Origin of the sequence: Candidatus Rhodoblastus alkanivorans (assembly GCF_022760755.1) — a bacterium.
In the GTDB taxonomy this organism is placed as follows: domain Bacteria; phylum Pseudomonadota; class Alphaproteobacteria; order Rhizobiales; family Beijerinckiaceae; genus Rhodoblastus; species Rhodoblastus alkanivorans.
In genome coordinates this window covers 17,501-43,224 of the sequence record NZ_JAIVFP010000001.1, presented here as the reverse complement: position 1 = coordinate 43,224, position 25,724 = coordinate 17,501, and the positions used below count along the sequence as shown (strand labels likewise).

At 63.7% G+C, this 25,724-nt stretch carries 19 protein-coding genes, 2 tRNA genes and 2 rRNA genes (1 of these 23 cut by a window edge); 11 read left to right on the top strand and 12 right to left on the bottom strand.

Annotated features, from left to right (window positions below; translation table 11 throughout):
* Nucleotides 1-6: 6 nt before the first annotated feature.
* Nucleotides 7-585 (bottom strand): 2-oxoacid:acceptor oxidoreductase family protein, encoded by a 579-nt coding sequence (locus K2U94_RS00195; protein WP_243065287.1) that lies wholly within the window; start codon nt 583-585, stop codon nt 7-9.
* A gap of 262 nt (nt 586-847) precedes the next feature.
* Between K2U94_RS00195 and K2U94_RS00190 the strand changes: the two genes are divergently transcribed.
* Nucleotides 848-2,116 carry a glycerate kinase type-2 family protein gene (locus tag K2U94_RS00190; protein WP_243065286.1) on the top strand — a complete coding sequence of 423 codons (1,269 nt, stop codon included), beginning with the start codon at nt 848-850 and terminating at the stop codon, nt 2,114-2,116.
* Nucleotides 2,117-2,141: 25 nt separating this feature from the next.
* On the opposite strand, the gene K2U94_RS00185 is transcribed toward K2U94_RS00190, so the two are convergent.
* From K2U94_RS00185 to K2U94_RS00165, 5 genes are all read right to left on the bottom strand, one after another.
* Nucleotides 2,142-3,752, bottom strand: coding sequence for an NTP transferase domain-containing protein (locus K2U94_RS00185; protein ID WP_243065285.1), 1,611 nt, complete (start codon nt 3,750-3,752; stop codon nt 2,142-2,144).
* Nucleotides 3,749-4,774, bottom strand: coding sequence for an XdhC family protein (locus K2U94_RS00180; protein ID WP_243065284.1), 1,026 nt, complete (start codon nt 4,772-4,774; stop codon nt 3,749-3,751). Before K2U94_RS00180 ends, K2U94_RS00185 begins: the two co-directional genes overlap by 4 nt.
* A gap of 159 nt (nt 4,775-4,933) precedes the next feature.
* On the bottom strand, nt 4,934-5,116 hold the full coding sequence (locus K2U94_RS00175) for a hypothetical protein (protein WP_243065283.1): 183 nt from the start codon (nt 5,114-5,116) through the stop codon (nt 4,934-4,936).
* A 368-nt stretch (nt 5,117-5,484) separates the two neighbouring features.
* On the bottom strand, nt 5,485-7,935 hold the full coding sequence (gene gyrB / locus K2U94_RS00170) for a DNA topoisomerase (ATP-hydrolyzing) subunit B (RefSeq protein ID WP_243065282.1): 2,451 nt from the start codon (nt 7,933-7,935) through the stop codon (nt 5,485-5,487).
* Between the two features lie 105 nt (nt 7,936-8,040).
* Nucleotides 8,041-9,225 carry a penicillin-binding protein activator gene (locus K2U94_RS00165; protein WP_243065281.1) on the bottom strand — a complete coding sequence of 395 codons (1,185 nt, stop codon included), beginning with the start codon at nt 9,223-9,225 and terminating at the stop codon, nt 8,041-8,043.
* Between the two features lie 227 nt (nt 9,226-9,452).
* Here K2U94_RS00165 and rsmI point away from each other — a divergent pair, with 227 nt between their 5' ends.
* The 3 genes from rsmI (at nt 9,453) to rpmF (ending at nt 11,064) form a co-directional block, all read left to right on the top strand.
* Nucleotides 9,453-10,379, top strand: coding sequence for a 16S rRNA (cytidine(1402)-2'-O)-methyltransferase (gene rsmI, locus K2U94_RS00160; RefSeq protein WP_243065280.1), 927 nt, complete (start codon nt 9,453-9,455; stop codon nt 10,377-10,379).
* A complete protein-coding gene (locus tag K2U94_RS00155) occupies nt 10,376-10,744 on the top strand; it encodes a YraN family protein (protein ID WP_243065279.1) in 369 nt (122 codons plus the stop codon). The genes rsmI and K2U94_RS00155 overlap by 4 nt, the downstream gene beginning before the upstream one ends.
* 131 nt (nt 10,745-10,875) lie before the next feature.
* A complete protein-coding gene (rpmF, locus tag K2U94_RS00150; protein ID WP_243065278.1) occupies nt 10,876-11,064 on the top strand; it encodes a 50S ribosomal protein L32 in 189 nt (62 codons plus the stop codon).
* 91 nt (nt 11,065-11,155) lie between these two features.
* Here rpmF and K2U94_RS00145 read toward each other — a convergent pair whose 3' ends face one another.
* The 3 genes from K2U94_RS00145 to K2U94_RS00135 form a co-directional block, all read right to left on the bottom strand.
* On the bottom strand, nt 11,156-12,175 hold the full coding sequence (locus K2U94_RS00145; protein ID WP_243065277.1) for a restriction endonuclease: 1,020 nt from the start codon (nt 12,173-12,175) through the stop codon (nt 11,156-11,158).
* A 136-nt stretch (nt 12,176-12,311) separates the two neighbouring features.
* Nucleotides 12,312-13,037, bottom strand: a complete 726-nt coding sequence (phbB, locus tag K2U94_RS00140) for an acetoacetyl-CoA reductase (RefSeq protein ID WP_243065276.1) — start codon at nt 13,035-13,037, stop codon at nt 12,312-12,314.
* 76 nt (nt 13,038-13,113) lie between these two features.
* Nucleotides 13,114-14,289, bottom strand: coding sequence for an acetyl-CoA C-acetyltransferase (locus tag K2U94_RS00135; protein ID WP_243065275.1), 1,176 nt, complete (start codon nt 14,287-14,289; stop codon nt 13,114-13,116).
* A gap of 284 nt (nt 14,290-14,573) precedes the next feature.
* Between K2U94_RS00135 and phaR the strand changes: the two genes are divergently transcribed.
* A complete protein-coding gene (phaR, locus tag K2U94_RS00130; RefSeq protein ID WP_243065274.1) occupies nt 14,574-15,173 on the top strand; it encodes a polyhydroxyalkanoate synthesis repressor PhaR in 600 nt (199 codons plus the stop codon).
* An 18-nt stretch (nt 15,174-15,191) separates the two neighbouring features.
* On the top strand, nt 15,192-15,494 hold the full coding sequence (locus tag K2U94_RS00125; protein WP_243065273.1) for a hypothetical protein: 303 nt from the start codon (nt 15,192-15,194) through the stop codon (nt 15,492-15,494).
* A 220-nt stretch (nt 15,495-15,714) separates the two neighbouring features.
* On the opposite strand, the gene K2U94_RS00120 is transcribed toward K2U94_RS00125, so the two are convergent.
* Together K2U94_RS00120 and gloB are read right to left on the bottom strand one after the other, a co-directional pair.
* A complete protein-coding gene (locus K2U94_RS00120) occupies nt 15,715-17,589 on the bottom strand; it encodes a putative bifunctional diguanylate cyclase/phosphodiesterase (protein ID WP_243065272.1) in 1,875 nt (624 codons plus the stop codon).
* A gap of 180 nt (nt 17,590-17,769) precedes the next feature.
* Entirely contained in the window at nt 17,770-18,540 is a 771-nt protein-coding gene (gloB, locus tag K2U94_RS00115) for a hydroxyacylglutathione hydrolase (RefSeq protein WP_243065271.1), read from the bottom strand.
* A gap of 176 nt (nt 18,541-18,716) precedes the next feature.
* Here gloB and K2U94_RS00110 point away from each other — a divergent pair, with 176 nt between their 5' ends.
* Nucleotides 18,717-19,505, top strand: coding sequence for a class I SAM-dependent methyltransferase (locus tag K2U94_RS00110; protein WP_243065270.1), 789 nt, complete (start codon nt 18,717-18,719; stop codon nt 19,503-19,505).
* A gap of 12 nt (nt 19,506-19,517) precedes the next feature.
* Here K2U94_RS00110 and K2U94_RS00105 read toward each other — a convergent pair whose 3' ends face one another.
* Nucleotides 19,518-21,554 (bottom strand): M23 family metallopeptidase, encoded by a 2,037-nt coding sequence (locus K2U94_RS00105; protein ID WP_243065269.1) that lies wholly within the window; start codon nt 21,552-21,554, stop codon nt 19,518-19,520.
* A 667-nt stretch (nt 21,555-22,221) separates the two neighbouring features.
* Here K2U94_RS00105 and K2U94_RS00100 point away from each other — a divergent pair.
* From K2U94_RS00100 to K2U94_RS00085, 4 genes are all read left to right on the top strand, one after another.
* Nucleotides 22,222-23,708 (top strand): 16S ribosomal RNA (locus K2U94_RS00100).
* Nucleotides 23,709-23,946: 238 nt separating this feature from the next.
* Nucleotides 23,947-24,023 (top strand) — tRNA-Ile (locus tag K2U94_RS00095).
* A 209-nt stretch (nt 24,024-24,232) separates the two neighbouring features.
* Nucleotides 24,233-24,308 (top strand) — tRNA-Ala (locus tag K2U94_RS00090).
* Nucleotides 24,309-24,622: 314 nt separating this feature from the next.
* Nucleotides 24,623-25,724, top strand: a 23S ribosomal RNA gene (locus tag K2U94_RS00085) (it continues 1,727 nt past the right edge of the window).
* The 16S and 23S rRNA genes sit together here with 2 tRNA genes alongside, the layout of an rRNA operon.

The following is a 25,724-nucleotide window of genomic DNA, read 5'->3' as shown; positions in this document are numbered from 1 at the left end:
CGCTCCTCACACAGTCATGGCGCGTTCCGGATTCGAGGCGAGGTCGTAAGCCTCCTGCGCCGCGGCGATATTGGCCTCGCCGATTCTGCCGGGAAAGGCCCGGGCGATGGCGCTTTTGACGCTTTCGAAACGAACGAGGCCGGTCAGCGCGGCGAAGGCGCCGAGCAAGGCGGCGTTGGGCGCGGGCCTCTTGACATGTTTGAGCGCCAGATCGGTCGCCGGCACGATCACCGCATGGCCCGGCGGCAATTTTGCGGCGATGCTCTGCAAATGCAGCTCGTCGAATGCCTTGTTGGTATTGACCAGCAGATAGCCTTTTTCGCTCAGGCCGGAAAAGACGTCGATCACCTTCAGCAGGGTCGGGTCCTGGAGGATCACGCAATCCGGGTCCTGGACCGGCTCGCGCAGGCGGATTTCCTTGTCGGCGATGCGGCAGAAGGCGACGACCGGCGCACCCGTGCGTTCGGAGCCGAAACTCGGGAAGGCCTGGGCGTGGCGGCCCTCGATGAAAGCGGCGACGGAGAGCATTTCCGCCCCGGTGACCACGCCCTGCCCACCCCGGCCATGAATGCGAATCTGGAACATCGCTTCTCTCCCTTGCCGGTTCTTTTCCGGCATAATGCCCGGTTTCGTTCTTCCGCGCGACCGCCAGGCGTGATTATTTTCACCGCGGGAGGACGCGTCGCCTTGATTTCTCGCAAAATGCCGCGGGCAGGGGCGATTCATGGGATCGGACAGCCTCAGCCGCCCGTCGGGGATCGTTCATCGCCGCTGGCGCCGCTGGTGGCGCGGCCTGGGAGCAAAAAAGGGATAAGGTTCGCAAAGAGCCGTCCGGGGAGGATTCGTCATGGATGAGCGCGCGCTCCTGCGACAAATGTTCGACGCGGCGGTGGCCGCCGCCGCGCCGGACATCGTCATCCCCCGGCGCCTTCCCGCGCCTCCGGCCGGCCGAACCATCGTGGTGGGCGCGGGAAAAGCGGCCGCCTCCATGGCGCGCGCCGTCGATGCGCATTGGCCGTCCGACAAGCCGCTCGAAGGTCTGGTCGTCACCCGCTACGGCTATGGCGTCGGCAAGCTCGACCGCATCGAGGTTGTCGAGGCGAGCCATCCCGTCCCCGACGAAGCGGGCGAGCGCGCGGCGCAAAGAATTCTGGACATGGTGCGGGGGCTTACGCCCGACGACCTCGTCCTGTGCCTGATCTCCGGCGGCGGCTCGTCGCTTCTGTCCCTGCCGGCGCCGGGAATCGAACTTGCCGACAAGCAGGCGATCAACCGGGCGCTCCTGCGCAGCGGCGCCAACATCGACGACATGAATTGCGTGCGCAAACACCTTTCCGCCATCAAGGCGGGCCGGCTGGCGGCGGCCGCCGCGCCGGCCGAGGTTGTTTCGCTGATCATTTCGGACGTGCCGGGCGACGATCCTGCGATCATCGCCTCGGGCCCGACCGTCCCGGATCCCAGCACGCTCGCGCAGGCGCGCGAGGTGTTGCGGCGCTATTGTATTGAAGCGCCGCCTTCGGTGCTGGCGCTCCTGAACAATCCCGCCGCGGAAACGCCGAAACCCGGCGACCCCGTTTTCGCGCATCATTCCGTGCGGATGATCGCCACGCCGCAGGCTTCGCTCGAAGCCGCGGCGAAAATCGCCCGCGCCGCCGGGGTCGCGCCGCTGATCCTCGGCGACGCCCTCGAAGGCGAGGCGAGGGAAGTCGGGCGGGTGATGAGCGGCATTGCGCGCCAGGTCGTCATGCACGGCCAGCCGGCTCCAGCCCCTTGCGTCCTCATTTCCGGCGGCGAAACGACGGTGACTTTGCACGGAAAAGGCCGGGGCGGCCGCAATGTCGAATTCCTGCTCGCGCTCGCCATCGATCTCGACGGCCTGCCGAAGGTCTACGCCATCGCCGGCGACACCGACGGCGTCGACGGCGCCGAGGAGGTTGCCGGAGCGATCGTGGCCCCCGACACGCTGGCGCGCGCGGAAAGTCTGGGCGTCAAGGCCAGGGAAAGTCTCGCCGACAATGACGGGCACGGCTTTTTCGAACGCCTGGGCGATCAGGTCGTCACCGGCCCGACCCTCACCAATGTCAATGATTTCCGGGCGATTTTGATTACCGGCTGACGCAGGCGGCGGCGCCGGCCTCCGATCAGATGGAGCTGGCGGGGTCGGGTCCGAGGCGGCGCCTCTCGTTCATCGCCTCGGCGGTGTCGAGATCGGTGAATATGTCGTCTCCGGCGTCGATTGCAGCGACCCATTGGCCATAACGGCCGATCAGCTGTTTGGCGCCGGCGTCGCCGCTCGTCCGCTCCAGGATCAGCGGGAAAAAGGCCCGTCCCCACAGCACCGGATTTCCGAGCCGGCCTCTGCAGCGTGGCGCGACGATGGCGCTGCCCTCGCGCGGATCGAAGGCCGCGATCATCCGCGCGATCATGGCCGGATCGATGTCGGGCATGTCGCCGAGAAAGATCATCGCCCCGTCGAGCTCCCGCGGCAAAGCGGCGACGCCTTTTTTGAGCGAAGTGGAAAGCCCCTGGGCGTAATCCTCGTTCAACACGAATGCGACGTCGCAGCCGGCAAGGGCGGCGCGGACCTTTTCGGCCTCATGTCCGACCACGACCACGATTGTTTCAATTCCCGCCGCGCGCGCGGTGTCCGCCGCATGGCGGACCAGGGGCTTGCCGTCCAGCGTCATGGTGAGCTTGTTCGCGCCCATGCGCTGTGACCGGCCGGCCGCGAGAACGATGGCCGCGATCCGGGGCGGCGCGGCCCGTTTTGTCTTGGCATTCGCGCGCCGGTCGCGGAGCAGGCCGCCGACGCCCATCGACATGATGTCGGCCCGCCCGACGGGCAGGCCGGCGAGAAGGCGCCGCAGGATGAAATCGACGCCATTGAGTTGCGGCGCGCGCGCGCAGCCGGGCATGCCGATCACGGGCGTCCCGCCCAACTCGCCGAGAAGCAGGAGATTGCCGGGGTCCACCGGCATGCCGAAATGAATGACGCGGCCACCCGCTTTTTCCAGCGCGGCCGGAACGACGTCCTTGCGATCGACGGTCGAATAGGCGCCGGCAATCAGGATGAGATCGTCGCCTGCGGCGCCGCGCGCCGCGATTTCGCGCGAAAGGGTCTTTTCCTCATGCGTGACGCGCAGCTCGGCGCATAATGCGCTGGAGAGCGCCATGAGCCTGTCACGGGTATGGCGAGTGGTCTTTTCCAGCGTTTGCGCCTTCAGCCCCGGCGCGAGCGTCTGGATCAGCGCGACGCGATGCGGCCGAAAGGGTAGGATTTTGAGCGGCGCCGCCGCTTTTTCGCAGGCGGCGACCACTCTTTCCGGCGCGGCATAGGGATTGACCTTGATCGTGGCGATCCTCTCTCCCGGCTCGAACACTTCATGCGGCGGCAAGGTTGCAAGCGTAATGGCCTCGTCGACATGATTGAACCCGTCGACGCGACGCGGATCGAAATGCAGCAAGCCATAAAAGGCGGCGTGGAGATCGCAACGGCCGGCGCGCGCCTCGCCGGCGATGACGCCGGAACCTGCCAAAGCGCGCGCGACCCGCGCGGCGGCGGCGTCTTCCGCAACATCCTTCTTCGGGTCGAGCAGCGCGACCTGCACTCTAGCGACGCCAGCGGCGCGCAGGCGCGAAATGTCGTCCGGCGCAAGTATTCGTCCCTTGGGGATCAAAAGTTGGGCCCGACGGATGGAATGGGCGAGCAGGCCGCCGCAGGCTTCCTCTATGGCGAGGGTGACGAATTTCATTCCGCCGCGCTCCCAAGACTTTGCGCCTGCGCCTGTCGCAGGACCGCGGTCATTTCCGCAGCGATCGCTATGGCGATTTCCGGCGGCGACGCCGCGCCGATGCAAAGGCCGACGGGCCCGTGGATTCGCGCGAGCTCGGCTTCCGAACAGCCTTTCGCCCGCAAGCGCTCCCGGCGTTTTTCGGCCGAGCCGCGCGAGCCGAGCGCGCCGATGTAAAAGGCCGGGCTGCGCAAGACGGCGATCAGGGCGGCGTCGTCGATCCTTGGCTCATGGGTGAGCGCCACCATGGCGCAGCGCGAGTCGGGACGAATTCTGGCAAAAAAATCCTCCGGCCATTCCGTGTGGAGCGCAACGCCGGGAAAGCGTTGCGGCGTGGCGAAAGCCGGCCGCGGATCGACCAGCGCGACGCGATAGCCCGCCGCCGCCGCGATCGGCGCCAGGGCCTGGGCGATATGAACCGCGCCGACGATGATAAGGCTCAGGGGCGGGCGCCAGAATTCGAGAAAGAATTTTCCGGCCGGGCCGTCCAGCGCCGTCTCCACGCCGCGTGCGAGCGCCGCCGCGACAAGGCTCTGGCTCGCCTCGTCGAATTGAGTATCGCCCTCGACCAGGCGCCTTTCGCCGCTGTCGAGGGCGACCAGCGCCGCCGTTTCCTCGCCTCGGTCGAGTTGCTCGACGATCTGATTAAATTCAGGCCGGTCACGAAACTTTTCGACCAGAATTTCGATCCTGCCGCCGCAAGCGAGGCCCAAAGACCAGGCTGTGCCGTCGCTGACGCCGAATTCCAGCAGCGCCGGCCGGCCCGTCCGCATGACGTCTTCGGCATTGGCGAGAACCTCGCCCTCGACGCAGCCGCCGGAGACGGAGCCGATCATGTGACCGTCTTCATCGACGGCGAGCCTGGAGCCTGCCGCGCGCGGCGACGACCCCCAGGTCGAGACAACCGTCGCCAGCGCGACCTTCCGGCCCTTCCTTGCCCAGGAAAGGGCCTCGCGCAGAATGGCGCCGCTGTCATCCATCATCGCCCCGTCTCGTCCGATTCCGTCGCAACCTGCCTCGCGCAGCGCGAACGGGCAAGCGCCGCGCCTGCATACGCATCTTTGCAGATCATGACGACGGACGGCCCGGCTCGCCATCGGACGATGGCGAGCCGGGCCGCCCGAACTGGCGCGTTCGGTTCTTTAGCTTGCGTTCGGGCCGCGTATCAGCTTGATGGCCGCCTCGATCTGGCGCCACGTCCTGGCTTCGTCCGGCTTGCCCTTTTCTTCGAAAGAAGAAGCCTTCTGGGCCGCCTCGGCGATGGCTTTGGTCCCATGGGCGTCGAACAGGCGGCGCGCATAGTCCTGAATTTCCATTTCCTGCATGGCGACGATCCTTCTTTTGGCGGTGACCATTCGGGCGGGGCCGCGAAACCCCGTCCGTTGCCACAACCCGCTTCGCCGCGATTCGGTCCCATCCGCTTCAAGCACGATGTTGCTTTCCGGCGACATGCGGCGCCTTGGCGAAGTCCGGACAGTGTCGGATATAGTGCGGCAGGCCGTCGCTTACGAGTTCTGGCGGCCGCCGTCGGATCCTCGGGCCGCGGTCAATCGCGTGCGCCTTGCCGTTGGCGGCGGCCCAAGCCCGTTGAACCAAGCCCGTTGAACCAAGCCCGTTGAACCAAGCCCGTTGAACAAAGCCTGGGCGGTCCGCCGACTGGCTCACTTGGATCAAACGCCAGGAAAAACGGACGTCAAACGTCCAGATTGGCGACGTTGAGCGCATTGTCCTGGATGAATTCGCGGCGCGGTTCGACGACGTCGCCCATCAGCTTGACGAACAAATCTTCCGCCTCGTCGCCTTCCTTGATCTTCACCTGAAGCAGGGAGCGGGCGTCGCGGTCGAGCGTCGTTTCCCAGAGCTGTTCGGGGTTCATCTCGCCGAGGCCTTTGTAGCGCTGCTGGCTGACGCCCTTGCCGCCGGCCGCGAGAACGGCGTCGAGCAGGGAGGTCGGGCCGCTGATGCGGGTTTCATCGCCCCGACGCAGCAGCAGGGCGCTTTCGGCATAGACCTGGCGCAGGCTTGCCGCGCGTTCGTCGAGCCGCCGCGCTTCGGCCGAGGCGAGCAATCCGGCGTCGAGCGTGATCGCCTGTCTCACCCCGCGCAATTCGCGCGTCAGGATATAAGCGCCGTTCTCGACCCGGCCTTCCCAGCCGCGCTCGACCTCGTCGGCAAGCGCATCGAGCCGGGCCGCGATTTCTCCCGCGCGCGTGGCCGCCCCCTCGTCGCTCAGCGCCGCTGTCGGCTTGAGCGCGCCGGCGATCGCCGCCTGCTCGACCGCGCAGCGGTTGTAGCGGTTGTGCAACTGGCCGAGCACATTGCGGACGAGCCTTGCTTCCTCCACCAGCGCTTGCAGATCGGCGCCGGCGCGTTCCTCGCCATGGGCAAAGCGCAGCACGGCGCCGTCGACGCCATTGCCGATGAGATAATCTTCGAGCGCCTTTTCGTCCTTGAGATATTGCTCGGACGAGCCGCGCTTGACCTTAAAGAGCGGCGGCTGGGCGATATAGAGATAGCCGTGCTCGATCAGCGGCCGCATCTGGCGATAGAAGAAGGTGAGAAGCAAAGTGCGGATATGGGAGCCGTCCACATCCGCGTCGGTCATCACGATGATCTTGTGGTAGCGCAGCTTGTCGAGGTTGAACTCGTCATGGCCGATGCCGGCGCCGAGCGCGGTGATGAGGGTGCCGATCTGCTCGCTCGACAGCATTTTGTCGAAGCGCGCTCGCTCGACATTGAGGATTTTGCCGCGCAGGGGCAGGACCGCCTGATATTCGCGCGCGCGCCCCTGTTTGGCCGAGCCGCCCGCCGAATCGCCCTCGACGATGAAAAGTTCGGCCTTGGCCGGATCGCGCTCCTGGCAATCGGCGAGCTTGCCGGGCAGGTTGGCGACGTCGAGCGCGCCCTTGCGGCGGGTCAGTTCGCGGGCCTTGCGCGCCGCCTCGCGCGCCGAGGCCGCCTCCACCACCTTGCCGACGACGGTCTTGGCCTCGGAAGGATGTTCCTCGAGCCATTGGCTTAAAGCCTCGTTGAGGACGCCCTCGACGACGGGGCGCACTTCGGACGAGACCAGCTTGTCCTTGGTCTGGGATGAGAATTTCGGGTCGGGAACCTTGACCGAAACCACGCAGGTCAGGCCCTCGCGGCAATCGTCGCCGGAAAGTTCGACCTTTTCCTTTTTGGTCAGGCCGGAGCTTTCGGCATAGGAGGTGATCTGACGGGTGAGCGCGGCGCGAAAGCCCGCGAGATGGGTTCCGCCGTCGCGCTGCGGGATGTTGTTGGTGAAGACCAGCACATTCTCGTGGTAGGAATCGTTCCACCACAGCGCCACTTCCACGGTAATGCCGTCGCGTTCGCCGCGCATCTGCACCGGCTTGCCGATCAAGGGCGTCTTGGCGCGGTCGAGATAGCGCACGAAGGCTTCGAGCCCGCCTTCGTAAAAAAGATCCTCGGATTTGGTTTCGGCGTGGCGGGCGTCGGTCAGGACGATATGGACGCCGGAGTTGAGGAAGGCGAGTTCGCGCAGCCGGTGCTCGATCGTCGCATAGTCGAATTCGATCTGCGAAAAGGTCTCGGTACTGGGCAGGAAGGTCACCGACGTGCCGCGCCTGTGCCGGCCATCGACGATCGGCGCCTCGCCGACCGTCTTGAGCGGCGCCACGGCTTCGCCATGGGCGAAGTCGATCTCGTGCTCCAGCCCGTCCCGCCAGATGCGCAGCGACAAGGTCGAGGACAAAGCGTTGACGACCGAAACGCCGACGCCGTGGAGGCCGCCCGAGACCTTGTAGGAATTCTGATCGAATTTCCCGCCGGCGTGAAGCTGCGTCATGATGACTTCGGCCGCCGAGACGCCTTCTTCCGGATGTATGCCGGTCGGAATGCCGCGGCCGTTGTCGGTGACGGTGCAGGAGCCGTCGGCGTTCAGGGTCACCGTGACGAGGGTGGCGAAGCCCCCGAGCGCCTCGTCGATGGCGTTGTCCACCACTTCATAGACCATGTGATGGAGGCCGGAGCCGTCGTCCGTGTCGCCGATATACATGCCGGGACGTTTGCGCACCGCGTCCAGTCCGCGCAAAACCTTGATCGATCCGGCGCCATATTCCTCGGTGTTCGGCTCCGGCGCGGTTCCGTTGGCGGCTGTCAAAGCGAATGGTCCTCGGTCGATCTTGGGCGCAGACGCTGATTCGCGCGCGCGTCATCATAGCGGAAAATCAGGCGAAATAGCGGAGTAAAGCCGTTTGCCGGGCGCCTAAAGCGAGGTTGGCGCGGGGCTGATCACTTTGATCGTGCCGTTGTTGATCTGCACGACGGCGAGGCCGCGCTCGTTGCTGCCGTCCGGCTTGAAGCGGAACACGCCGTCGGCGCCGTTGAAGCCGGTTGGATTGGTCAGAACGTCGTCGCTAAAGCGCCGCGCGCCCTGCGAGCGGGCGAGAGCGGCGGCGAGCGACACCGAATCATAGGCGAGCGTCGCCACTCTTGTGGGGTCTGAGCCGAATTTGGCGCGATAGCGCTGGGCGAAGGCCACGAAGCCGGCATTTTCCGGCGTGGCGAACCAGGCGCCCTGCAGCGCGGGCAGGCTGAGGACGCGCGCGTCGTTCCACAGGCCGGTGCCGAGGATCTGAACTTTTCGGGGATCGATTGCGTTGGCGGTCAGCGCCCGGCCGACGTCCGGCATGGCTCCCGCCTGGTCGGGAATGAAAAGGCAATCGATCTGGTCGCCGAGCGCCGCGATATGGGCGGCGGCGGCGCTGACGCCGCCCGGCTTGTAGCGTTCGATCAGGGCGACGCGCATGCCGCGCCGCGCCGCCGCCTGTTGCAGCGCGCCGATGGCGACATTGGCGTATTCATTTTCCGGCGCGAGCGCGGCGACGGATTTCCTGCCCTGGTCGGCGGCGTAATCGATGATCCGGTTGACGTAGCCTTCGACCAGGAAGGACAAGAGATAGACGCCGTGCGAGGCGATCGAGAGATCTGTCGAAAAGGCGATGATCGGCTTGCCCGCCGGCCGGGCGACTGCGGCGGCGGCCCGGACGTCGGCGGCGAACAGCGGGCCGAGAATCAGTTCAGCGCCTTCGCCGAGCGCGGCCTGGGCGGCGGCGCTCGCGCCGTCCGGCGTCGAATGGTCGTCCTTGACCAGGACGGTAATGTCGTTCGCGCCCGATTCCTGGATCGCCAGTTCCGCCGCATTGCGCATCGAGACGCCGACGGCGCTCGGCCCGCTTCCTTGAGTGAGCGGGAGGATCAGCGCGACCTTGACCGGGCCGTTGCCGAAGGTCGCGGCGTTGGGCGTCGGCCCGGGCGCGGGCGTCGGCGCGCCGGGCTGTTCCGGATGATTGAGGCCGGTGACCGAACAGGCCGACAAAGCGGCCGCGCCGCCCAACAGCGCCGCGCGCAAAAAAGAACGCCGCGCGACGGCGCAATGATCGTTCGTCATGCCCAATTCGTTCTCTCAGCCCCCGCCGGCGACCGCAGCGTCGCAAACGCCCTTTGAGCGGCAATGCCGGAACAATTGTCTTAAGGCAAAGGCGGCGTCCCTGGCAACATCGACCGAGGCGTCATCGAAGTCTTCGCGCGCCGGTTCCGGGCTTGCGTCCGCATCCGGCTTTGCCTATATCCGGTTCTATAAAGAGAACGATTGTCGTTTTTATCGAACGAAAGTGGATGATGACGCATTCGGCGTCTTCTTCTCCGCCCTCGCCGGCCTCATTCGTCGCCTTCGGCCTGCGCGCCGAGGCCGAGCCGATCGCGCCGGGCCTCCATGTGGTGGCGACGCCGATCGGCAATCTGCGCGACATCACCTTGCGCGCTTTGGCGACGCTTGCCGCCGCCGATGCGGTGATCGCCGAGGACACCCGCGTCAGCCGCGCCCTGCTGGCCCATTACGGCATTGCGACGCCGCTGGTCGCCTATCATGAACACAATGCCGAAACGATGCGCCCGATCCTGCTCGCGCGGCTGAAAAAGGGCGAAAGGCTGGCCTTGATCTCCGACGCGGGGACGCCGCTGGTGTCCGATCCCGGCTTCAAATTGGTCGGCGAAGCGCTCGCGGCAGGCGTTCCCGTGACCTCGGCGCCGGGTCCCTCGGCGGTGCTCGCCGCCCTCGTCGTCGGCGGGCTGCCGACCGACCGCTTCTTTTTCGAGGGTTTTCTGCCCGCCAAAAGCGGCGCCCGCCGGGCGCGAATTGCTGAACTGGCCGCAATTCCGGGCACTCTGGTCTTTTTCGAGTCGCCGCGGCGCCTCGCCGAGACTCTGACGGATCTTGCGGCCGTGCTCGGGCCGCGCGAGGCGGCGGTCGCCCGCGAACTGACAAAACATTTCGAATCGGTGCGACGTGGCGCGCTCGACGCTTTGGCCGCGCAATACGCGAACGAGGGGGCGCCCAAGGGCGAGATCGTGCTGCTGGTGGCGCCGCCGGGAGAGGGCGCTGCCCTGATCGCCGGCGCTGCGCTCGACGACAGGATCAAGGCGGCGCTGGAAAAATTCTCGCTCAAGGACGCCGCGAGCGTCGTCGCCGCCGAAACCGGCCAGCCGCGCCGCAAAGTCTATGCCCGGGCGCTCGAACTGTCCGGAGGGGCGAAGGGCGAATGAACAGGCGCAAGGGCGCGCGCCGTTTCGGGCTGCGCGCCGAGGTTCTGGCCGCCTTCTGGCTTCGTCTGAATGGGTTTCGCATCCTGGCGCGCAATTATTCGGCCGCGGGCGGCGAGATCGACATTGTCGCCCGGCGCGGCCTGCTCGTCGTCTTTGTCGAGGTCAAGGCGCGGCCGTCCGTCGAGGCGGCGCAGGTCGCGATCGACGCCCGCAAGATCGCGCGTATTTCCCGCGCCGCCCGCTTCTGGCTCGCAGCCAATCCTTCCGCGACGGGTTGCGCCTTCCGGGGCGACGCGCTTCTGGTCACGCCCGGCGGCTTGCCCCGCCATGTCGCGAGCGCCTTCGAGCTTGATCTTTTCGCATGAGGCGGCCTCGAGTTTTTTCCGGCGGGGCTAGCCTTTTCGGCTTTTTGCCTGTATGAGACCCGCTCTTGAATTTCCCCGCGCGCCTTTGCCGCCGTCTCCGGCCGGCGCCGCGGCCGGACCGGAGTTTCGAAATGGCTGTTCCGAAAAGAAAAACCTCGCCGATGAAGCGCGGCTTCCGCCGCTCGGCCGATGCGCTCGCCGCCCCGACCTATGTCGAGGACAAGGACTCGGGCGAACTGCGCCGTCCCCACCACATCGATCTGAAGACCGGCATGTACAAGGGCCGTCAGATCCTGACGGTCAAGTCGAACGAAGACTGAGCTCTCAGCTTTGAGCTCGGATTTTGGGCCGGCTTTGCGCCGGCCTTTTTTGCGTGCGTTCGCTCTGGCGCGCCGGCCGCTTGCGAGAAGGTCATTCGTCGGGCAGGACGTCGGGAACGAGCATTCGGCGCAGCGGGATCTGTTTACGGGATTTCAGGTCGAGCCCGTCGTAATATTTCTCGATCAGGCTCACGAATTCCACGCCGTCCACCAGTTTCAGATTGCCCTTGGTCCGCGCGAAATCCTGGGCGGCGGCGGTATAGCCGCCGGTGGCGATGAAAATGCCGACATCGCGGTCATGGATCATGGCGTAGAAGGCCTTGACCAGATCGGGGCCGATATTGCCGTCATGGGCCTTGACCTGGATTTTCAGGATCGGCGGCTCGATCCCCAATTCGTCGCGATGGGCGACGACATCGATTCCCTCGTCGCGCACGGCGCGGGTGGCGTGGGCGTTATAACCCATGGCGCGAAACAGGTCGGCCACGAAAGGCTCAAGCGGGAAGCCTTTGAGGTCGGTCTTGATCTTCTTGGAGATGAAGTCCTTGGTGGTTTCGGCGATGTCGCGCGCCACCCGGATCTGGGTCTCGTCTTCGGTGAGGCTGGCGGAACTGGCCGGGCCGGCGCCGGACGGAGGCTCGAAGCGGCGGGTGAATTCGCTGGCGAAGTTGCGGACTTCGAACAGGGTCAGGACCGAGCCCAATTCGTAAAGCGCGCCTTGGGAAAAGACGTCGCGGCTGAGCGAGGCCAACCAGCGCACCCCGCGCCGATGCGGAAAGTCCGGATTTCCCGACCGATCATACATGTAAGGCGTCGAGATTTCGCCCCACATCAATGTCCGGTCGATCTTGCGCGGGTAGATCACGCGGTCGCCGACCTTCATTTCATGGACGAAGCGGAAGAGTTGGCCGGCCTGGACCGGGATGGCGCCCGGCTTGGCTTCGCCTTCGGCCCGCGCAAAAACGTCCTTGAAGGCGGCGCGTTGGGCGGGCAGGGCGCTCAAGTCCTCGTTGGCGTCGCGGAAACTGACAGCGATCTGACCGTTCTCGATGAACAGAGGGTCGGCTTCGCTGTCGCCACCGGCGCGGACCGCCCAGATCCGAAAGCTCATCCTTGAAAGCCCGCACAAAAAGACGGCCGGAGACGTTCCGACCGTCGCGAGAGTCTAGCCGAGTCCGCCTCGCGGCGAAATCGCCCGACAGGTTGTATCCGCGACGGCGCCGGACAGGCCGGCGCCGCGCCGCCGATCAGATCATATATTGGCCGCCATTGGCGGAAAGGGTCGATCCGGTGACGAAGCCGGCGTCATCGGCGACGAGGAACACAACCGCGCGGGCGATTTCCTCCGGTTCGCCGAGGCGGCCGACCGGGATATACGGCAGAATCGACTTTTCGACCACCGCCGGATCGATCGCCTTGACCATTTCGGTCGCGATATAGCCGGGACAGATGGCGTTGACGGTGATGCCGGCGCGCGCGCCTTCCTGGGCCAGGGCCTTGACGAAGCCGATGTCGCCGGCCTTGGCGGCGGAATAGTTCACCTGGCCCATCTGGCCCTTCTGGCCATTGATCGAGGAGATGCAGACGATGCGGCCGAATTTGCGCGCGCGCATGCCTTCCCACACCGGTCGGGTCATGTTGAACAAGGAGTTGAGATTGGTGTTGATGACCGCGTACCATTGGTCCTTGGTCATCTTGTGGAACATGCCATCCTTGGTGATGCCGGCGTTGTTGACGAGGACGTCGACCGGGCCGAGGTCCGCCTCCACCTTGGCGATGCCGGCGGCGCAGGCGTCGTAATCGGAGACATCCCATTTATAGACGTGGATGCCGGTTTCGGCGTTGAACGCCGTGGCGGCTTCGTCATTGCCGGCGTAGCTCGCCGCGACCTTGTAGCCCGCCGCCTTCAGCGCCTTGGAAATGGCCGCGCCGATGCCGCGTGTGCCGCCGGTGACAATAGCGACTCGAGACATGTTTCCCCCTATTATTCATTAGGTTGAGATGAAAAAACGCCGGCCGCGCGCGGCCGGCGCCAATGGATGGACGGAATTAGCGCTCGACGGTGAGAGCGACGCCCATGCCGCCGCCGATGCACAGAGTGGCGAGGCCCTTCTTGGCGTCGCGCTTGAGCATTTCGTGCAGCAAAGTCACGAGGACGCGCGCGCCCGAGGCCCCGATCGGGTGGCCGATGGCGATGGCGCCGCCGTTGACGTTCACCTTCGAGGTGTCCCAGCCCAGCTCCTTGTTGACCGAGATCGCCTGGGCGGCGAAAGCCTCGTTGGCTTCGATCAGGTCGAGGTCCTGGATGTTCCAGCCGGCCTTGGCCAAAGCCTTGCGCGAGGCCGGAATCGGCCCGGTGCCCATGATCGCCGGATCGACGCCGGCGGTGGCCCAGGAGGCGATGCGGGCGATCGGGGTCAGGCCGCGCTTGGCGGCTTCGGCGGCGGTCATCAGGACCATCGCGGCGGCGCCGTCGTTGATGCCCGAGGCGTTGCCGGCGGTCACGGTGCCGTCCTTGCTGAAGGCTGGGCGGATTTTGGCGAGCGCTTCATAGGTCACGCCGTCGCGGATGAATTCGTCGGTGTCGACGACAATGTCGCCCTTCCTGGTCGAGATGGTGTAGGGAACGATCTCGTCCTTGAACCGGCCCGACTTCTTGGCGGCTTCCGCCTTGTTCTGCGAGGCGGTGGCGAACTTGTCCTGCTCCTCGCGGGTGATCTGGTATTTGGTGGCGATGTTCTCGGCCGTCGTGCCCATGTGATAGCCGTGGAAAGCGTCGGTCAGGCCGTCCTTGAGCATCGTGTCGATGAGCTTCAGTTCGCCCATCTTGACGCCGGAACGCAGATAGGCGGCGTGCTGCGCTTGCGACATGCTTTCCATGCCGCCCGCGACGATGATGTTGGCGTCGCCATTGGCGATCTGCTGCAGGCCGAGGGCGACGGTGCGCAGGCCCGAGCCGCAGAGCTGGTTCATGCCGAAAGCGGTCTTTTCGTCTGGAATTCCGGCCGCGCGGGCGGCCTGACGGGCGGGGTTCTGGCCCATGCCGGCAGCAAGGACCTGGCCGAGAATGACTTCGTCCACATCGGCGGCGGGAACGGAACCGCGCTCGAGCGCGGCCTTGATCGCGGCGGCGCCCAGTTCATGGGCCGGGACATTGGCGAAAGCCCCGCTGAAGGAGCCAACCGCGGTGCGCGCGGCAGAAACGATCACGACATCGGTCGACATGCAAAATCCTCCGGAACGTCGCCCTCCGCCCGTGGCGGGGCTGGCGACTTGGCGGCTAGTTTGACCATTTCGGCGCGGGCGCGGTCAAGGCGCCAGGCGCGCCCGGCCATGATCTTTTGGTTGTAGATCGCCGGGAATGACGCGGTGATGAAGAAGTTGCTTTGTCTTTAATGTCGCCGGGGCTATCGTCGTGACTATTGGGGCGCGGGCCGAGGACCCGCGACTCGAAGGGAGGGCGGATCGGCGGCGCGGCCGCGTCAGGGCCGCCGGTCATGGGAATGAAAATGACGAACGAAAAAAAACCCGTCACGATCAAGAAATATGCGAACCGGCGTCTCTACAATACCGGCGCCAGCGCCTATGTGACCTTGGAAGACCTTGCCGAAATGGTGAAACACGGCGAGGACTTCGTGGTTTACGACGCGAAAAGCGGCGACGAGATCACTCGATCCGTGCTCGCCCAGATCATCTTCGAGCAGGAAGGCAAAACCGGGCAGAATCTTCTGCCCATCCGCTTCCTGCGCCAACTGATCCGCTTCTATGGCGACAGCATGCAGATGTTCGTGCCGAGCTATCTGGAGTTTTCGATCGAGCGCCTGACCAAGGACAGTCAGAAATTCCGTGAGCAGTTCGATGCGGCGATGAGCGCCAATCCGCTCGCCGGCCCGTCGCGCCAGATGTTCCAGACGATGGAGGAACAGGCCCGTAAGAACATGGCGATGTTCCATGAGGCGCTCGACATGTTCTCGCCCTTCGGCGCGGCGGTCGCGGAAGGCGGCAAGTCGGCGCAGGCCCCCGCCAAGTCGTCGAGCGAACTCGAGGAGATGCGGGCGCAGCTTGCCGAAATGCAGAAGCGCATCGACGGCCTGGTCAAGAAAGACTGACCGGGGGCGGCCGACATCATGTTCTGGCGGGAAAAAGAGACCGAGCAGGTCCGGCTCTATCGGGTCCTGCGCGGCATGGAGCGCGCGCGTCTGTCGCGTGGCGCGGCGGCGGGAGGCGATTTCCGCTTTGTCGCCTACTCGCGCGGCTGCGGCGGGGGGACGAGCTTTCTCGTCCGCGAAGAGACCGCTGACGGCGCCTGCCGCGCCTACGCCATTCTCGCGACTTACGAGCCGGACGGCGTCGAGGAGTCGAGCTTTGGTTCGGCGGCCGAAGCCCTCGCCTTTGTCGCCCGCGCGGTCGAGGCGCTGCGGCGCCGGTGAAGTCTTTTTGTTCGCTCCGGCGCCGATTGGGATTCGGCCGAATCGCGATCGGTTCCAGACCCCTTTAGAGCATTCTCCGTTCGTTCCGAATCGGAAGAGTGCTCTAGTTCATTGTTTTAACGCATATTCTTGTCCAAAAAGTCTGCAACTTTTTGGGAATATGCGCTAATTTGGTGGTGTTTTTACGAAAAGACCGGCGCCCGCTTCTCGGAAATCCCGCTTAGGCGGCGGGGTGCGGATCGCCCGTCACCGTCGCGGCGGCGAAAAAGTCGCCCTGGAGATAATCGACGCCCCAGTCGCGCAGCATGTCGGCGGTGTCCTGGTCCTCGACCCATTCGGCTACCACCGGAATGCCGACATGGCGGGCAAGGTCGATGAGCGTGCGCACGAAGAAGCGGTCGTCCTCCGAGCGCGACATGTTCTGGACGAAGGCGCCGTCGATCTTCACGAGATCGAAGTCGAAGCGCCGCAAATTCTTGAATGATGTGTGGCCGGAGCCGAAATCGTCCATCGCCACCTGGGCGCCGAACTCCTTGATGGCCGCAACCGCCTTGATCGTCGCCTCGACATCCTCGATGGCGCAGGTTTCGGTCAGTTCAATGGTCAGGCGGCGCGCAAGCTCGGGCTCGGGGTCGAGCAGGGCGCGCAGGCGCGAGAAGAAATCCGGCGCATGCAGGGTCTGGCCGGAAACATTCACGGCGATCCGCATGTCCGGATAATCCGCCAGCTTTTTCAGCGCGAGTTCGAGGACGCGCTGGTCGATCATCTGGATCAGGCCCGATTTTTCCGCCGTCGGCAGGACGGAGGCCAGTGCGGCCAGCGAGCCATCGGCGCGGCGCAGGCGCATCAGCGCCTCATGGAGCGCCGGCTTCCCCGTCGCGGCGCGGACCAAAGGCTGGAGGGCGATGAGGATCCGGCCCTCATGGAGCGCGGAGACGATTTCGTCCGAAATTTTCAGCGCCCGCATGCGCGAATCCTCGCGCGCAAGCGAGGGCTCGTAGGCGACGAGCCGCGCCGCGCCGGGCTGCCGCGCGAGGTCGAGCGCTTCTTCCGCGTGCTGGAACAGCACATGGGCGGAACGGCCGTTGCGGGGCGCGACCGCGCCGCCGATGCGCAGCGACACCGGCACCGGCCCGGCGCTGGTTTCGAAGGGCGAAGAGGCGACGACCTCGATCAGGCGCTCCCCCGCCGCGCGTAATTCCGGGCCGTCGCAATTTTCGAGCGCCAGCCCGAATTTGTTGCCGGCGTACCGGGCGAGTAGGTCGCGCTCCCGGCAATTCGCCCGCAGCCTTTTGGCCAGGCCCGCGATCACCTCGTCGGCGACATCATAGCCATAGGTGCGGTTGAGCATGAACAGATTGTCGACGCCGATGAGCATGGCGGCGAAGGACTGCTTGCGCTTGGCCGCCATGGCGAAGAAATGGGTCGATTGTTCCAGCAGGTTCGCGCGGTTCAGGACGCCGGTCAAAGGATCGAAGCGGGATTTGAAGACGAGCTGCCGCTCCAGCCGATCGCGCTCGGTGATGACTCGAATGAGGCCATGCGCATGCGCCGGCCGGCCGTCGGGTCCGGCGAACCAGCGTCCGGTGTCCTCGATCCAGATCGTCGCCTGGCGCGCATGGTCCGGAGGAACGATTCCATAGCAGATCTGGAAGGCGACGCCCATGCCCTCGTCCGACGCGTTCGAACGCGCGATCGCTTCATAGGGGGAATTTTCGCTGTCCGGGGAGAGGCATTCGGCATAGGCGCGGCCGGTCGAAATTGCGCCGAGATTGTTGAAGCCGAACACCGATTCCGCATTCGGGCCCCATTGGATGCGATCGGAATCCAGATCCCAGTCATAGACGGTCTGGCCGATCGAATCGAGAATGGCGCGCGGATCGGGGGCGGAGCGCTCCCTCTGCGGCGCGGCGGCCGGCCGGCGCGGCTCCGGCTCGCGGGCCGCGGCCAGCGCCATCGCCGGCTGCGCCGCGACCTGCGGCTGCGTCGCGAGCGGGCTTGCCGGAGCCTGGCGGCGTTCGGTCGCCGGCTCGTCGGCGTGTTTCCCCGCCAAAGCGGATTTTCGCGGGGGAACGGCAAAATAGCGAAGTTGCACGGGCGCGCTTCCGGAAAAACCTGAATGTCAAACCCGCAACATTTGATCCGGGGAGCGTTAATTCCCCGTTTAGCGGCAGGACAAGCATTTTCCGTTCGTTCAGAATCGGAAGAATGCTCTAGTTCATTATTTTAACGCATATTCTTATCCAAAAAGTCTGCAACTTTGTGGGAATATGCTCTAGAAGCGGTTTTTGCGCTCGCGCATGATGGTGAAAGCTTCGACCGGATCGGCGAGTTCAAGGCCCAGCGCTTTTTGCACCTGCGGATTGGCGGCGCGCAAAAACGGATTGGTTTCGCATTCCCGCGCGATGGTGCTCGGGAGGGTGAAGGCGCCGCGCGCGCGCAGATCGGCCACTTCCCGAACCCGTTCGGCGAGCAGAGCGTTGCCGGGATCGACGGTCACCGCGAATCGCGCATTGGCCTCGGTATATTCATGGCCGCAAAACACCTGGGTTTCGCCGGGCAGGTCGGCGAGGCGCATCAGGGTTTCGTGCATCATCGGCATCGTGCCCTCCATCACCCGCCCGCAACCGAGGGAGAACAGAGTGTCGCCGACGACGACAGCGTCGTCGTCCTCGAAATAATAGGCGATATGGCCGAGGGTGTGTCCGGGCGTCTCGATCACCACGGCGGCGTTGTCGCCGAGGCGCGCGAATTCGCCCTCGCTCACGGCGACGTCGAGCGGCGGCAGGCGATGCGCGTCCTTGCGCGCCCCGACCACCCGCGCCTTGGGGAAGCGCGCTTTCAGTTCGGCCACGGCGCCGATGTGGTCGTCATGGTGATGGGTCAGCCAGATATGGGTCAGAACCCAGCCCTTTTCGGCGAGCGCCGCGAAAATCGGTTCGGCCTCCGGCGCGTCCAGGCAGGCCGTCGCCCCGCTGGCCTGGTCATGGGCGAGAAGGCCGAAATTGTCGGTGAGGCAAAGGAACTCGTGAAATTCGACCGCCATCTCGCGCTCCTGTCCCGAATCGCGGCTGCGCCTGAACGTTAGCCGAGCCGCCGCCGCGCGCAAACCTTTTACTTTGACGGCTTTTACTTGGTCAGCTTTGACTTGGACCGTTTCGAGCCCGGTCCTTTGGGCAATCGCCCGCTTGCCTGCGCCGCGATTTTGACCGATCCTGACGCATGGCGCTCGATGTCACTGATTTGCGAAGCTTCTACGGCTCGCCGCTTGGCGAGACGGCGCGCCGTTTCGTCGGCGCGATACTCGCGCGGCGCTGGGACTCGGTCGTCGGGCTTTCAATCGCCGGCCTCGGCTATGCGACGCCCTATCTCGAAATGTTCCACGACCATCCGCTACGGTTGTTCGCGATGATGCCGGCCGAACAGGGGGTGGTGAACTGGCCCGCCTCCGGACCCTCCTCGTCCGCCTTGATCGACGATTCGATGCTGCCGTTGCCCGATTCCTGCATCGACCGCATGTTGCTGGCCCATGCTCTCGAAAACGCCGAACATCCGCACGAGTTGCTCTCCGAGGTCTGGCGCGTGCTGACGCCGGGCGGAAGGCTGATCGTCGTCGCGCCGAACCGGTCCGGCCTGTGGGCGCGGCTCGACACCACGCCTTTCGGCCACGGCCGGCCCTATTCGCGCGGACAATTGCTCGATTTGATGCGTGAGAGCCTGTTTTCGCCGATTTATTGGAGCGAGGCGCTTTATACGCCGCCTCTGCAGCGCGCCAGCTGGCTCAGGTTCGCGCCGGCGATCGAGCGCGTCAGCGGAAGATTGTCGCTGCCGGGGGCCGGCGTCATCGTGGTCGAGGCGACGAAACAGCTCTATCGTCTGGTTGGCGTCAGGCGGTCGCGCCGGACCCTGTCGCAATTCGCGCCGGCGCTGGCGCCCGCGCTCACGCCGCGCCCGTTCGGATTGGGGCCGCCGCGCAACGCCGCGCGTAAGCAGGACGGCGCGCCGTCCTGAGGGGGAGCCGCTTCACTGCCCCGCGACGCGCGTGGCCGTCGGCGCCTTCGCCATCAAATTGTCGATCCGGTCGCGCTCGTGCTTGAATTCGGCGATGTCCTGGCTGTCGACCTGCCGGGTGCGCGCCAGTTTCACCCTCATCGGATCGACGTAATGGCCGTTGACGATCACTTCGTAATGGAGATGCGGGCCGGTCGCCAGACCGCTCGCGCCGAGATAGCCGACGATCTGGCCCTGGTTGACGTGTACGCCCGCGACGATGCCGCGGCCGAAGCGCGACATGTGATTGTAGGTCGTGACATAGCCGTTGCCATGGGCGATTTCGACGCGACGGCCATAGCCCGCGTCCCAGCCCGCCTTCTCGATGGCGCCGCTGCCGGTCGCGAAAACCGGCGTGCCGATCGGCGCCGCCCAGTCCACGCCATTGTGCGGCCGCGTGTAATGAAGAATGGGATGGTAGCGCATGCCGAAGCCGGAGGTGAATTCGCCGGTGGCCATTGGCTTGCGCAACAGGAATTTGCGGGTGGAGCGGCCGAGAGGATCGTAGAAGTCCACGCTATGATCCTCGGGCGATTCGAAACGGTAATATTTATACGTCTCGCCGCGGGAGGTGATCGAGGCGAATAGCAGTTCGGCATGGGAGCCGTTGGCCTCGTCGCCATCGTCATAGAAGGCTTCGATTGAATCGCCGGGCGAAACCGCACGCTGGAAATCGACGTCATTGGCGAAGATGCGGACCATCCGGTCGATGATCGGGTGCGGAATGTCCTGTTTCAGGGCGGTCTCGAAAAAGGAATTATAGAGCCGCATCGCGCCCGGATCGTCTTCCTCGTCGGAACCGTCCGAGGGGCGGGCCGCCTTCGCCTCGACCGGCGCTTTGGCGAGCAATTGATAATGGCCGTCGTCGGCAAGGGCGATCGTGGCCTTCAGATTGTCCTGGTCATAAATGCTCAGCCGCGCGAGCACCCGCCCGGCGCCCTTTTCGGCGTCGGCGAAAGACAATTTGATTCGCCTGCCGTCGGCGACGAGCTTGTCGAGCCTCGCGCTGCGAAAGGCCGTCTTGATATTGGCGATCACGTCCTTGCCGAGACCCGCTCTGGCCAGGATGTCGTCGATGTCGTCGCCATGGGCCACTGTGACCAGGCGATCGTCGTTGAGCGGCGAACGGCCCGACTCCGACGTCGGATCGGTGGTCCGCGGCGCCAGGGTGACGTTTTCAGGCACCATGCGCACTTCGATGGACGAAAAAGGCGAATTGGCGTTGGTATTGGCGTTCGCGCCGAGGCCAAGGCCGTTCGCGCCGGTCTCAAGGCCGGCGCGGCTCGTGCGCATCAACAGGAGCTGCGGCGGCAGCGGCAACGGCGCCTTGGCCCCCGCGCTTTGCGCGTTCCTGACCGTCTCGGCGATCTGCGCGCGGACTTCGTCGAGCGACAGCGTCGCGCTCTGGGCCGCTAGCGAGACGGGATAGAGATCGCTGGAGGTGAAGCTCACGTCCGCGTCTTCGTCGGCCGGCGCGGGCTCCGCGGGCTCCGGCGCGGGATTGCGGGAATCGGCCAGAAGCTTGAGCGGATTGAAATCCGGCACATCGGCGCTCAACCCGGTTTCCGCCTGGGTCAGGGTGGTCGAGACCCGGGTGAACGTATGGGTTTTCATCACCTCCTTGTCGCCGGCCTTGATCGCGATCGCCGCCTTGAAGGTCTGTTTGGCCGCAACAATATCGACCGCCTTCAGGAGCCGGTCGCCCTTCTTGGGATTGACGCCGGAATCCTCGGGCTGTTCGCGCCGCGCCGGGATTGCGCGCGTCGGCGCTTGGGCGAAATAGGCCTGGCGGTCGAAGGCCGCATAAATCGCGCCGCCGAGCAGGCCCGCGCCGATCAGCCCGGTCAGCGCCGTGCCGGCAAGCCAGCGCGGCGAAACCCGGCGCTGGCTCTCCACCCCGAGCCGGTCGCCCTGGGCGACGATCGGCGGCTCCACGCCGATCGGGGCGAGGGGCGCGCCTAGTTTGCCGGAGCGATAGGAACGGACGGCGCCGAGGCCAACGGATCGCAAGATAGAACTGGACTCCAGGAGGTGTCGTGATGTCGTGGCTGCAGGTAAACTGAAAAGCCGGATTTGTCTCGCTTTGCAGCGGCTCGAACGATGATTTCGAGATAGAACGCGCAATGATGGCCCAAATACGGCGCCGCCCCCGGCGGCGCTTTGGGTGCTCTGTTCCGCTAATCAATTGATCTGACACAAAAATCAAAATTTCCGGACGCATTCCCAAAAAAGGTTGTTGACTGTGGGGCTTGGGTAGTCCTATAAGGCGGCCATCGACGGCGGCGCCGCGTAGAGATGCGGCGGGCGCTGACGTATTGTCTCCAGAACCTTGAGAGGGGTTGACTGGCTGAGGAGCCGGGGGGGACGGTTGTCTGTGTTGATTAAGGTTGAAACCTTAGGGTGGATGCGTTAATCTCGTCGGTCCTGCTGTTTGACAATTGAATCGGAAGAAAGAGAAACGTGGACGGCGGATGTCCCTGCGGATCTGGCTTTAAGCTGGATCGCGTGAGGAACGCACCGACGGTCACGTAATCTTAAGTTCATCGCGATTTTTGACCTGTGAAGGTTGGGAGTCGGGTGTGCTTGGGACTCGTCGACAAACTGCTTCGATATCGGATTGATCTGATATTCGGGTGCAGGTTTTATGACAGTGACTAGTCGGGACAATCTTCTCATTGAACTTGAGAGTTTGATCCTGGCTCAGAACGAACGCTGGCGGCAGGCCTAACACATGCAAGTCGAACGCTCGTAGCAATACGGGAGTGGCAGACGGGTGAGGAACACGTGGGAACATACCCTTTGGTTCGGAACAACTCAGGGAAACTTGAGCTAATACCGGATAAGCCCTTTGGGGGAAAGATTTATCGCCGAAGGATTGGCCCGCGTCCGATTAGCTAGTTGGAGAGGTAATGGCTCACCAAGGCGACGATCGGTAGCTGGTCTGAGAGGATGATCAGCCACATTGGGACTGAGACACGGCCCAAACTCCTACGGGAGGCAGCAGTGGGGAATATTGGACAATGGGCGCAAGCCTGATCCAGCCATGCCGCGTGAGTGATGACGGCCCTAGGGTTGTAAAGCTCTTTCACCCACGACGATAATGACGGTAGTGGGAGAAGAAGCCCCGGCTAACTTCGTGCCAGCAGCCGCGGTAATACGAAGGGGGCTAGCGTTGTTCGGATTTACTGGGCGTAAAGCGCGCGTAGGCGGATCTTTAAGTCAGGGGTGAAATGCCGAAGCTCAACTTCGGAACTGCCTTTGATACTGGAGATCTTGAGTTCGGGAGAGGTGAGTGGAACTGCGAGTGTAGAGGTGAAATTCGTAGATATTCGCAAGAACACCAGTGGCGAAGGCGGCTCACTGGCCCGATACTGACGCTGAGGCGCGAAAGCGTGGGGAGCAAACAGGATTAGATACCCTGGTAGTCCACGCCGTAAACGATGGATGCTAGCCGTTAGGCAGCTTGCTGCTTAGTGGCGCAGCTAACGCTTTAAGCATCCCGCCTGGGGAGTACGGTCGCAAGATTAAAACTCAAAGGAATTGACGGGGGCCCGCACAAGCGGTGGAGCATGTGGTTTAATTCGAAGCAACGCGCAGAACCTTACCAGCTTTTGACATGTCCTGGACGGTTACCAGAGATGGTATCCTCTCTTCGGAGCCAGGAACACAGGTGCTGCATGGCTGTCGTCAGCTCGTGTCGTGAGATGTTGGGTTAAGTCCCGCAACGAGCGCAACCCTCGCCCTTAGTTGCCATCATTCAGTTGGGCACTCTAGGGGGACTGCCGGTGATAAGCCGCGAGGAAGGTGGGGATGACGTCAAGTCCTCATGGCCCTTACAAGCTGGGCTACACACGTGCTACAATGGCGGTGACAATGGGAAGCGAAGGGGCGACCCTTAGCAAATCTCAAAAATCCGTCTCAGTTCGGATTGTACTCTGCAACTCGAGTGCATGAAGGTGGAATCGCTAGTAATCGCAGATCAGAACGCTGCGGTGAATACGTTCCCGGGCCTTGTACACACCGCCCGTCACACCATGGGAGTTGGCTTTACCCGAAGGCGTTTCGCTAACCGCAAGGAGGCAGGCGACCACGGTAGGGTCAGCGACTGGGGTGAAGTCGTAACAAGGTAGCCGTAGGGGAACCTGCGGCTGGATCACCTCCTTTCTAAGGATGCTTCTCCAGGGTGAGCTTGCTCGCTCTACTGAAGCTCTTGGAACAAAAGGTCTAGTCGGACCTAATCACGGCGGGACGCCGCCGTCTTCGTCTCTCTTTCTTCCCCTTAAGGACGAGCTCTTTTTTGTTTGTCCCCTCGCATCGGGCTCGGCGTCGCATTCGCTCCTAGCAAAGCCTTCGGCTTTGCAGGTTTGAACCTTCCGGCTTTTGTGTTAGGGCAGGCAAGCTCGGGCTTGTAGCTCAGTTGGTTAGAGCGCGCGCTTGATAAGCGTGAGGTCGGAGGTTCAAGTCCTCCCAGGCCCACCATCTTTGTTAAGCGGTCCCTGGCGTCAGCCAGTAGTTCGTGGCAGGCGGGCGTCTTAAAAGGCGCCGTACTGTTCGCGGGCGCGGCGCATTCGCCAACGATCAACGTCTTTGCGAAGATCTTCTTTGCGTCATTAGCTCATGCAAACCGCAGGTTTGCTAGGCCCGAACGGGCCGCCGAGCTGCCGCGAGGGTCTTCTCTATCGAAAGATGGGGCCATAGCTCAGTTGGGAGAGCGCGTGCTTTGCAAGCATGAGGTCGTCGGTTCGATCCCGTCTGGCTCCACCAGATGGCGCGATTGCCGATGAAAAACGTCCTTAAGGAACGACAGTTTCGCTGAGGTCTTCTCTGATGAGAGGATCCGGCGGGTTATCTTACATTGTGAAGAGGAAACGCATCCGGTCTCGACTGGCCCGCAAGGGTTCAGGAGGGAGCGATTGTCACAGTGAGCGCGGCTTGGAAAGGTTTTCCAACTGGGCGCTCCCGGGTGCGTTCGAAGCAAGAAATGGTCTTTTCGATCGTCGTCCCGTCATTCGCGAGAATGGCAACCGTCCCAATCTCTGCCGAGGGAAAGGGAAATGGTGGGCGTCGATAATGAGAGCAATCAAGTGTCATAAGGGCGTTCGGTGGATGCCTTGGCGCTGAGAGGCGATGAAGGACGTGGTACGCTGCGATAAGCCTTGGGGAGCTGCGAACGAGCTTTGATCCGAGGATTTCCGAATGGGGGAACCCACCTTCGATCTCTATTATTCTGAAGGTTTGGTTTTGGGCGCACAGCCTGACGCCGATACGACGCGAGAGCGTCCCTTTGGAATAATAGAGATCAAATGGAGGTATTAAACTCTGAATACATAGGGGTTTAAAGCTAACCCGGGGAACTGAAACATCTAAGTACCCGGAGGAAAGGACATCAACGAGACTCCGTTAGTAGTGGCGAGCGAACGCGGACCAGGCCAGTATCTTAAATCTTCGAACCGGAACGACTTGGAAAAGTTGGCCTTAGTGGGTGAAAGCCCCGTACGGATTTAGAGGATTTTTGATCTTGAGTAGGGCGGGACACGTGCAATCCTGTCTGAACATGGGGAGACCACTCTCCAAGCCTAAGTACTCCTCAGCGACCGATAGCGAACAAGTACCGTGAGGGAAAGGTGAAAAGCACCCCGACGAGGGGAGTGAAACAGTTCCTGAAACCGGATGCCTACAAACAGTAGGAGCCCGCAAGGGTGACTGCGTACCTTTTGTATAATGGGTCAGCGACTTATTGTTGCGAGCAAGCTTAAGCCGATAGGTGTAGGCGCAGCGAAAGCGAGTCTGAATAGGGCGTTCAGTTCGTAGCAATAGACCCGAAACCCGGTGATCTAGCCATGAGCAGGTTGAAGGTGCGGTAACACGCACTGGAGGACCGAACGGGTGCCTGTTGAAAAAGGCTCCGATGACTTGTGGTTAGGGGTGAAAGGCCAACCAAACCGGGAAATAGCTGGTTCTCCGCGAAATCTATTTAGGTAGAGCCTCGCGTTTATGCTCCAGGGGGTAGAGCACTGAATGGGCTAGGGGGTCCCACAGACTTACCAAACCTAATCAAACTCCGAATACCTGGATGTCTTGCGCGGGAGACACACGGCGGGTGCTAACGTCCGTCGTGAAGAGGGAAACAACCCAGACCAACAGCTAAGGCCCCCAATTCGTGGCTAAGTGGGAAAGGAT

Coding starts and splice junctions, on each gene's coding strand:
- K2U94_RS00145 (WP_243065277.1), bottom strand. CDS start 12,175: ATGAGCTTTCGGATCTGGGCGGTCCGCGCCGGTGGCGACAGCGAAGCC.
- phaR (WP_243065274.1), top strand. CDS start 14,574: ATGACGAACGAAAAAAAACCCGTCACGATCAAGAAATATGCGAACCGG.
- K2U94_RS00195 (WP_243065287.1), bottom strand. CDS start 585: ATGTTCCAGATTCGCATTCATGGCCGGGGTGGGCAGGGCGTGGTCACC.
- K2U94_RS00110 (WP_243065270.1), top strand. CDS start 18,717: ATGGCGCTCGATGTCACTGATTTGCGAAGCTTCTACGGCTCGCCGCTT.
- rsmI (WP_243065280.1), top strand. CDS start 9,453: ATGATGACGCATTCGGCGTCTTCTTCTCCGCCCTCGCCGGCCTCATTC.
- K2U94_RS00175 (WP_243065283.1), bottom strand. CDS start 5,116: ATGCAGGAAATGGAAATTCAGGACTATGCGCGCCGCCTGTTCGACGCC.
- K2U94_RS00180 (WP_243065284.1), bottom strand. CDS start 4,774: ATGATGGATGACAGCGGCGCCATTCTGCGCGAGGCCCTTTCCTGGGCA.
- K2U94_RS00165 (WP_243065281.1), bottom strand. CDS start 9,225: ATGACGAACGATCATTGCGCCGTCGCGCGGCGTTCTTTTTTGCGCGCG.
- gloB (WP_243065271.1), bottom strand. CDS start 18,540: ATGGCGGTCGAATTTCACGAGTTCCTTTGCCTCACCGACAATTTCGGC.
- K2U94_RS00185 (WP_243065285.1), bottom strand. CDS start 3,752: ATGAAATTCGTCACCCTCGCCATAGAGGAAGCCTGCGGCGGCCTGCTC.
- K2U94_RS00125 (WP_243065273.1), top strand. CDS start 15,192: ATGTTCTGGCGGGAAAAAGAGACCGAGCAGGTCCGGCTCTATCGGGTC.
- phbB (WP_243065276.1), bottom strand. CDS start 13,037: ATGTCTCGAGTCGCTATTGTCACCGGCGGCACACGCGGCATCGGCGCG.
- K2U94_RS00135 (WP_243065275.1), bottom strand. CDS start 14,289: ATGTCGACCGATGTCGTGATCGTTTCTGCCGCGCGCACCGCGGTTGGC.
- K2U94_RS00190 (WP_243065286.1), top strand. CDS start 848: ATGGATGAGCGCGCGCTCCTGCGACAAATGTTCGACGCGGCGGTGGCC.
- K2U94_RS00155 (WP_243065279.1), top strand. CDS start 10,376: ATGAACAGGCGCAAGGGCGCGCGCCGTTTCGGGCTGCGCGCCGAGGTT.
- rpmF (WP_243065278.1), top strand. CDS start 10,876: ATGGCTGTTCCGAAAAGAAAAACCTCGCCGATGAAGCGCGGCTTCCGC.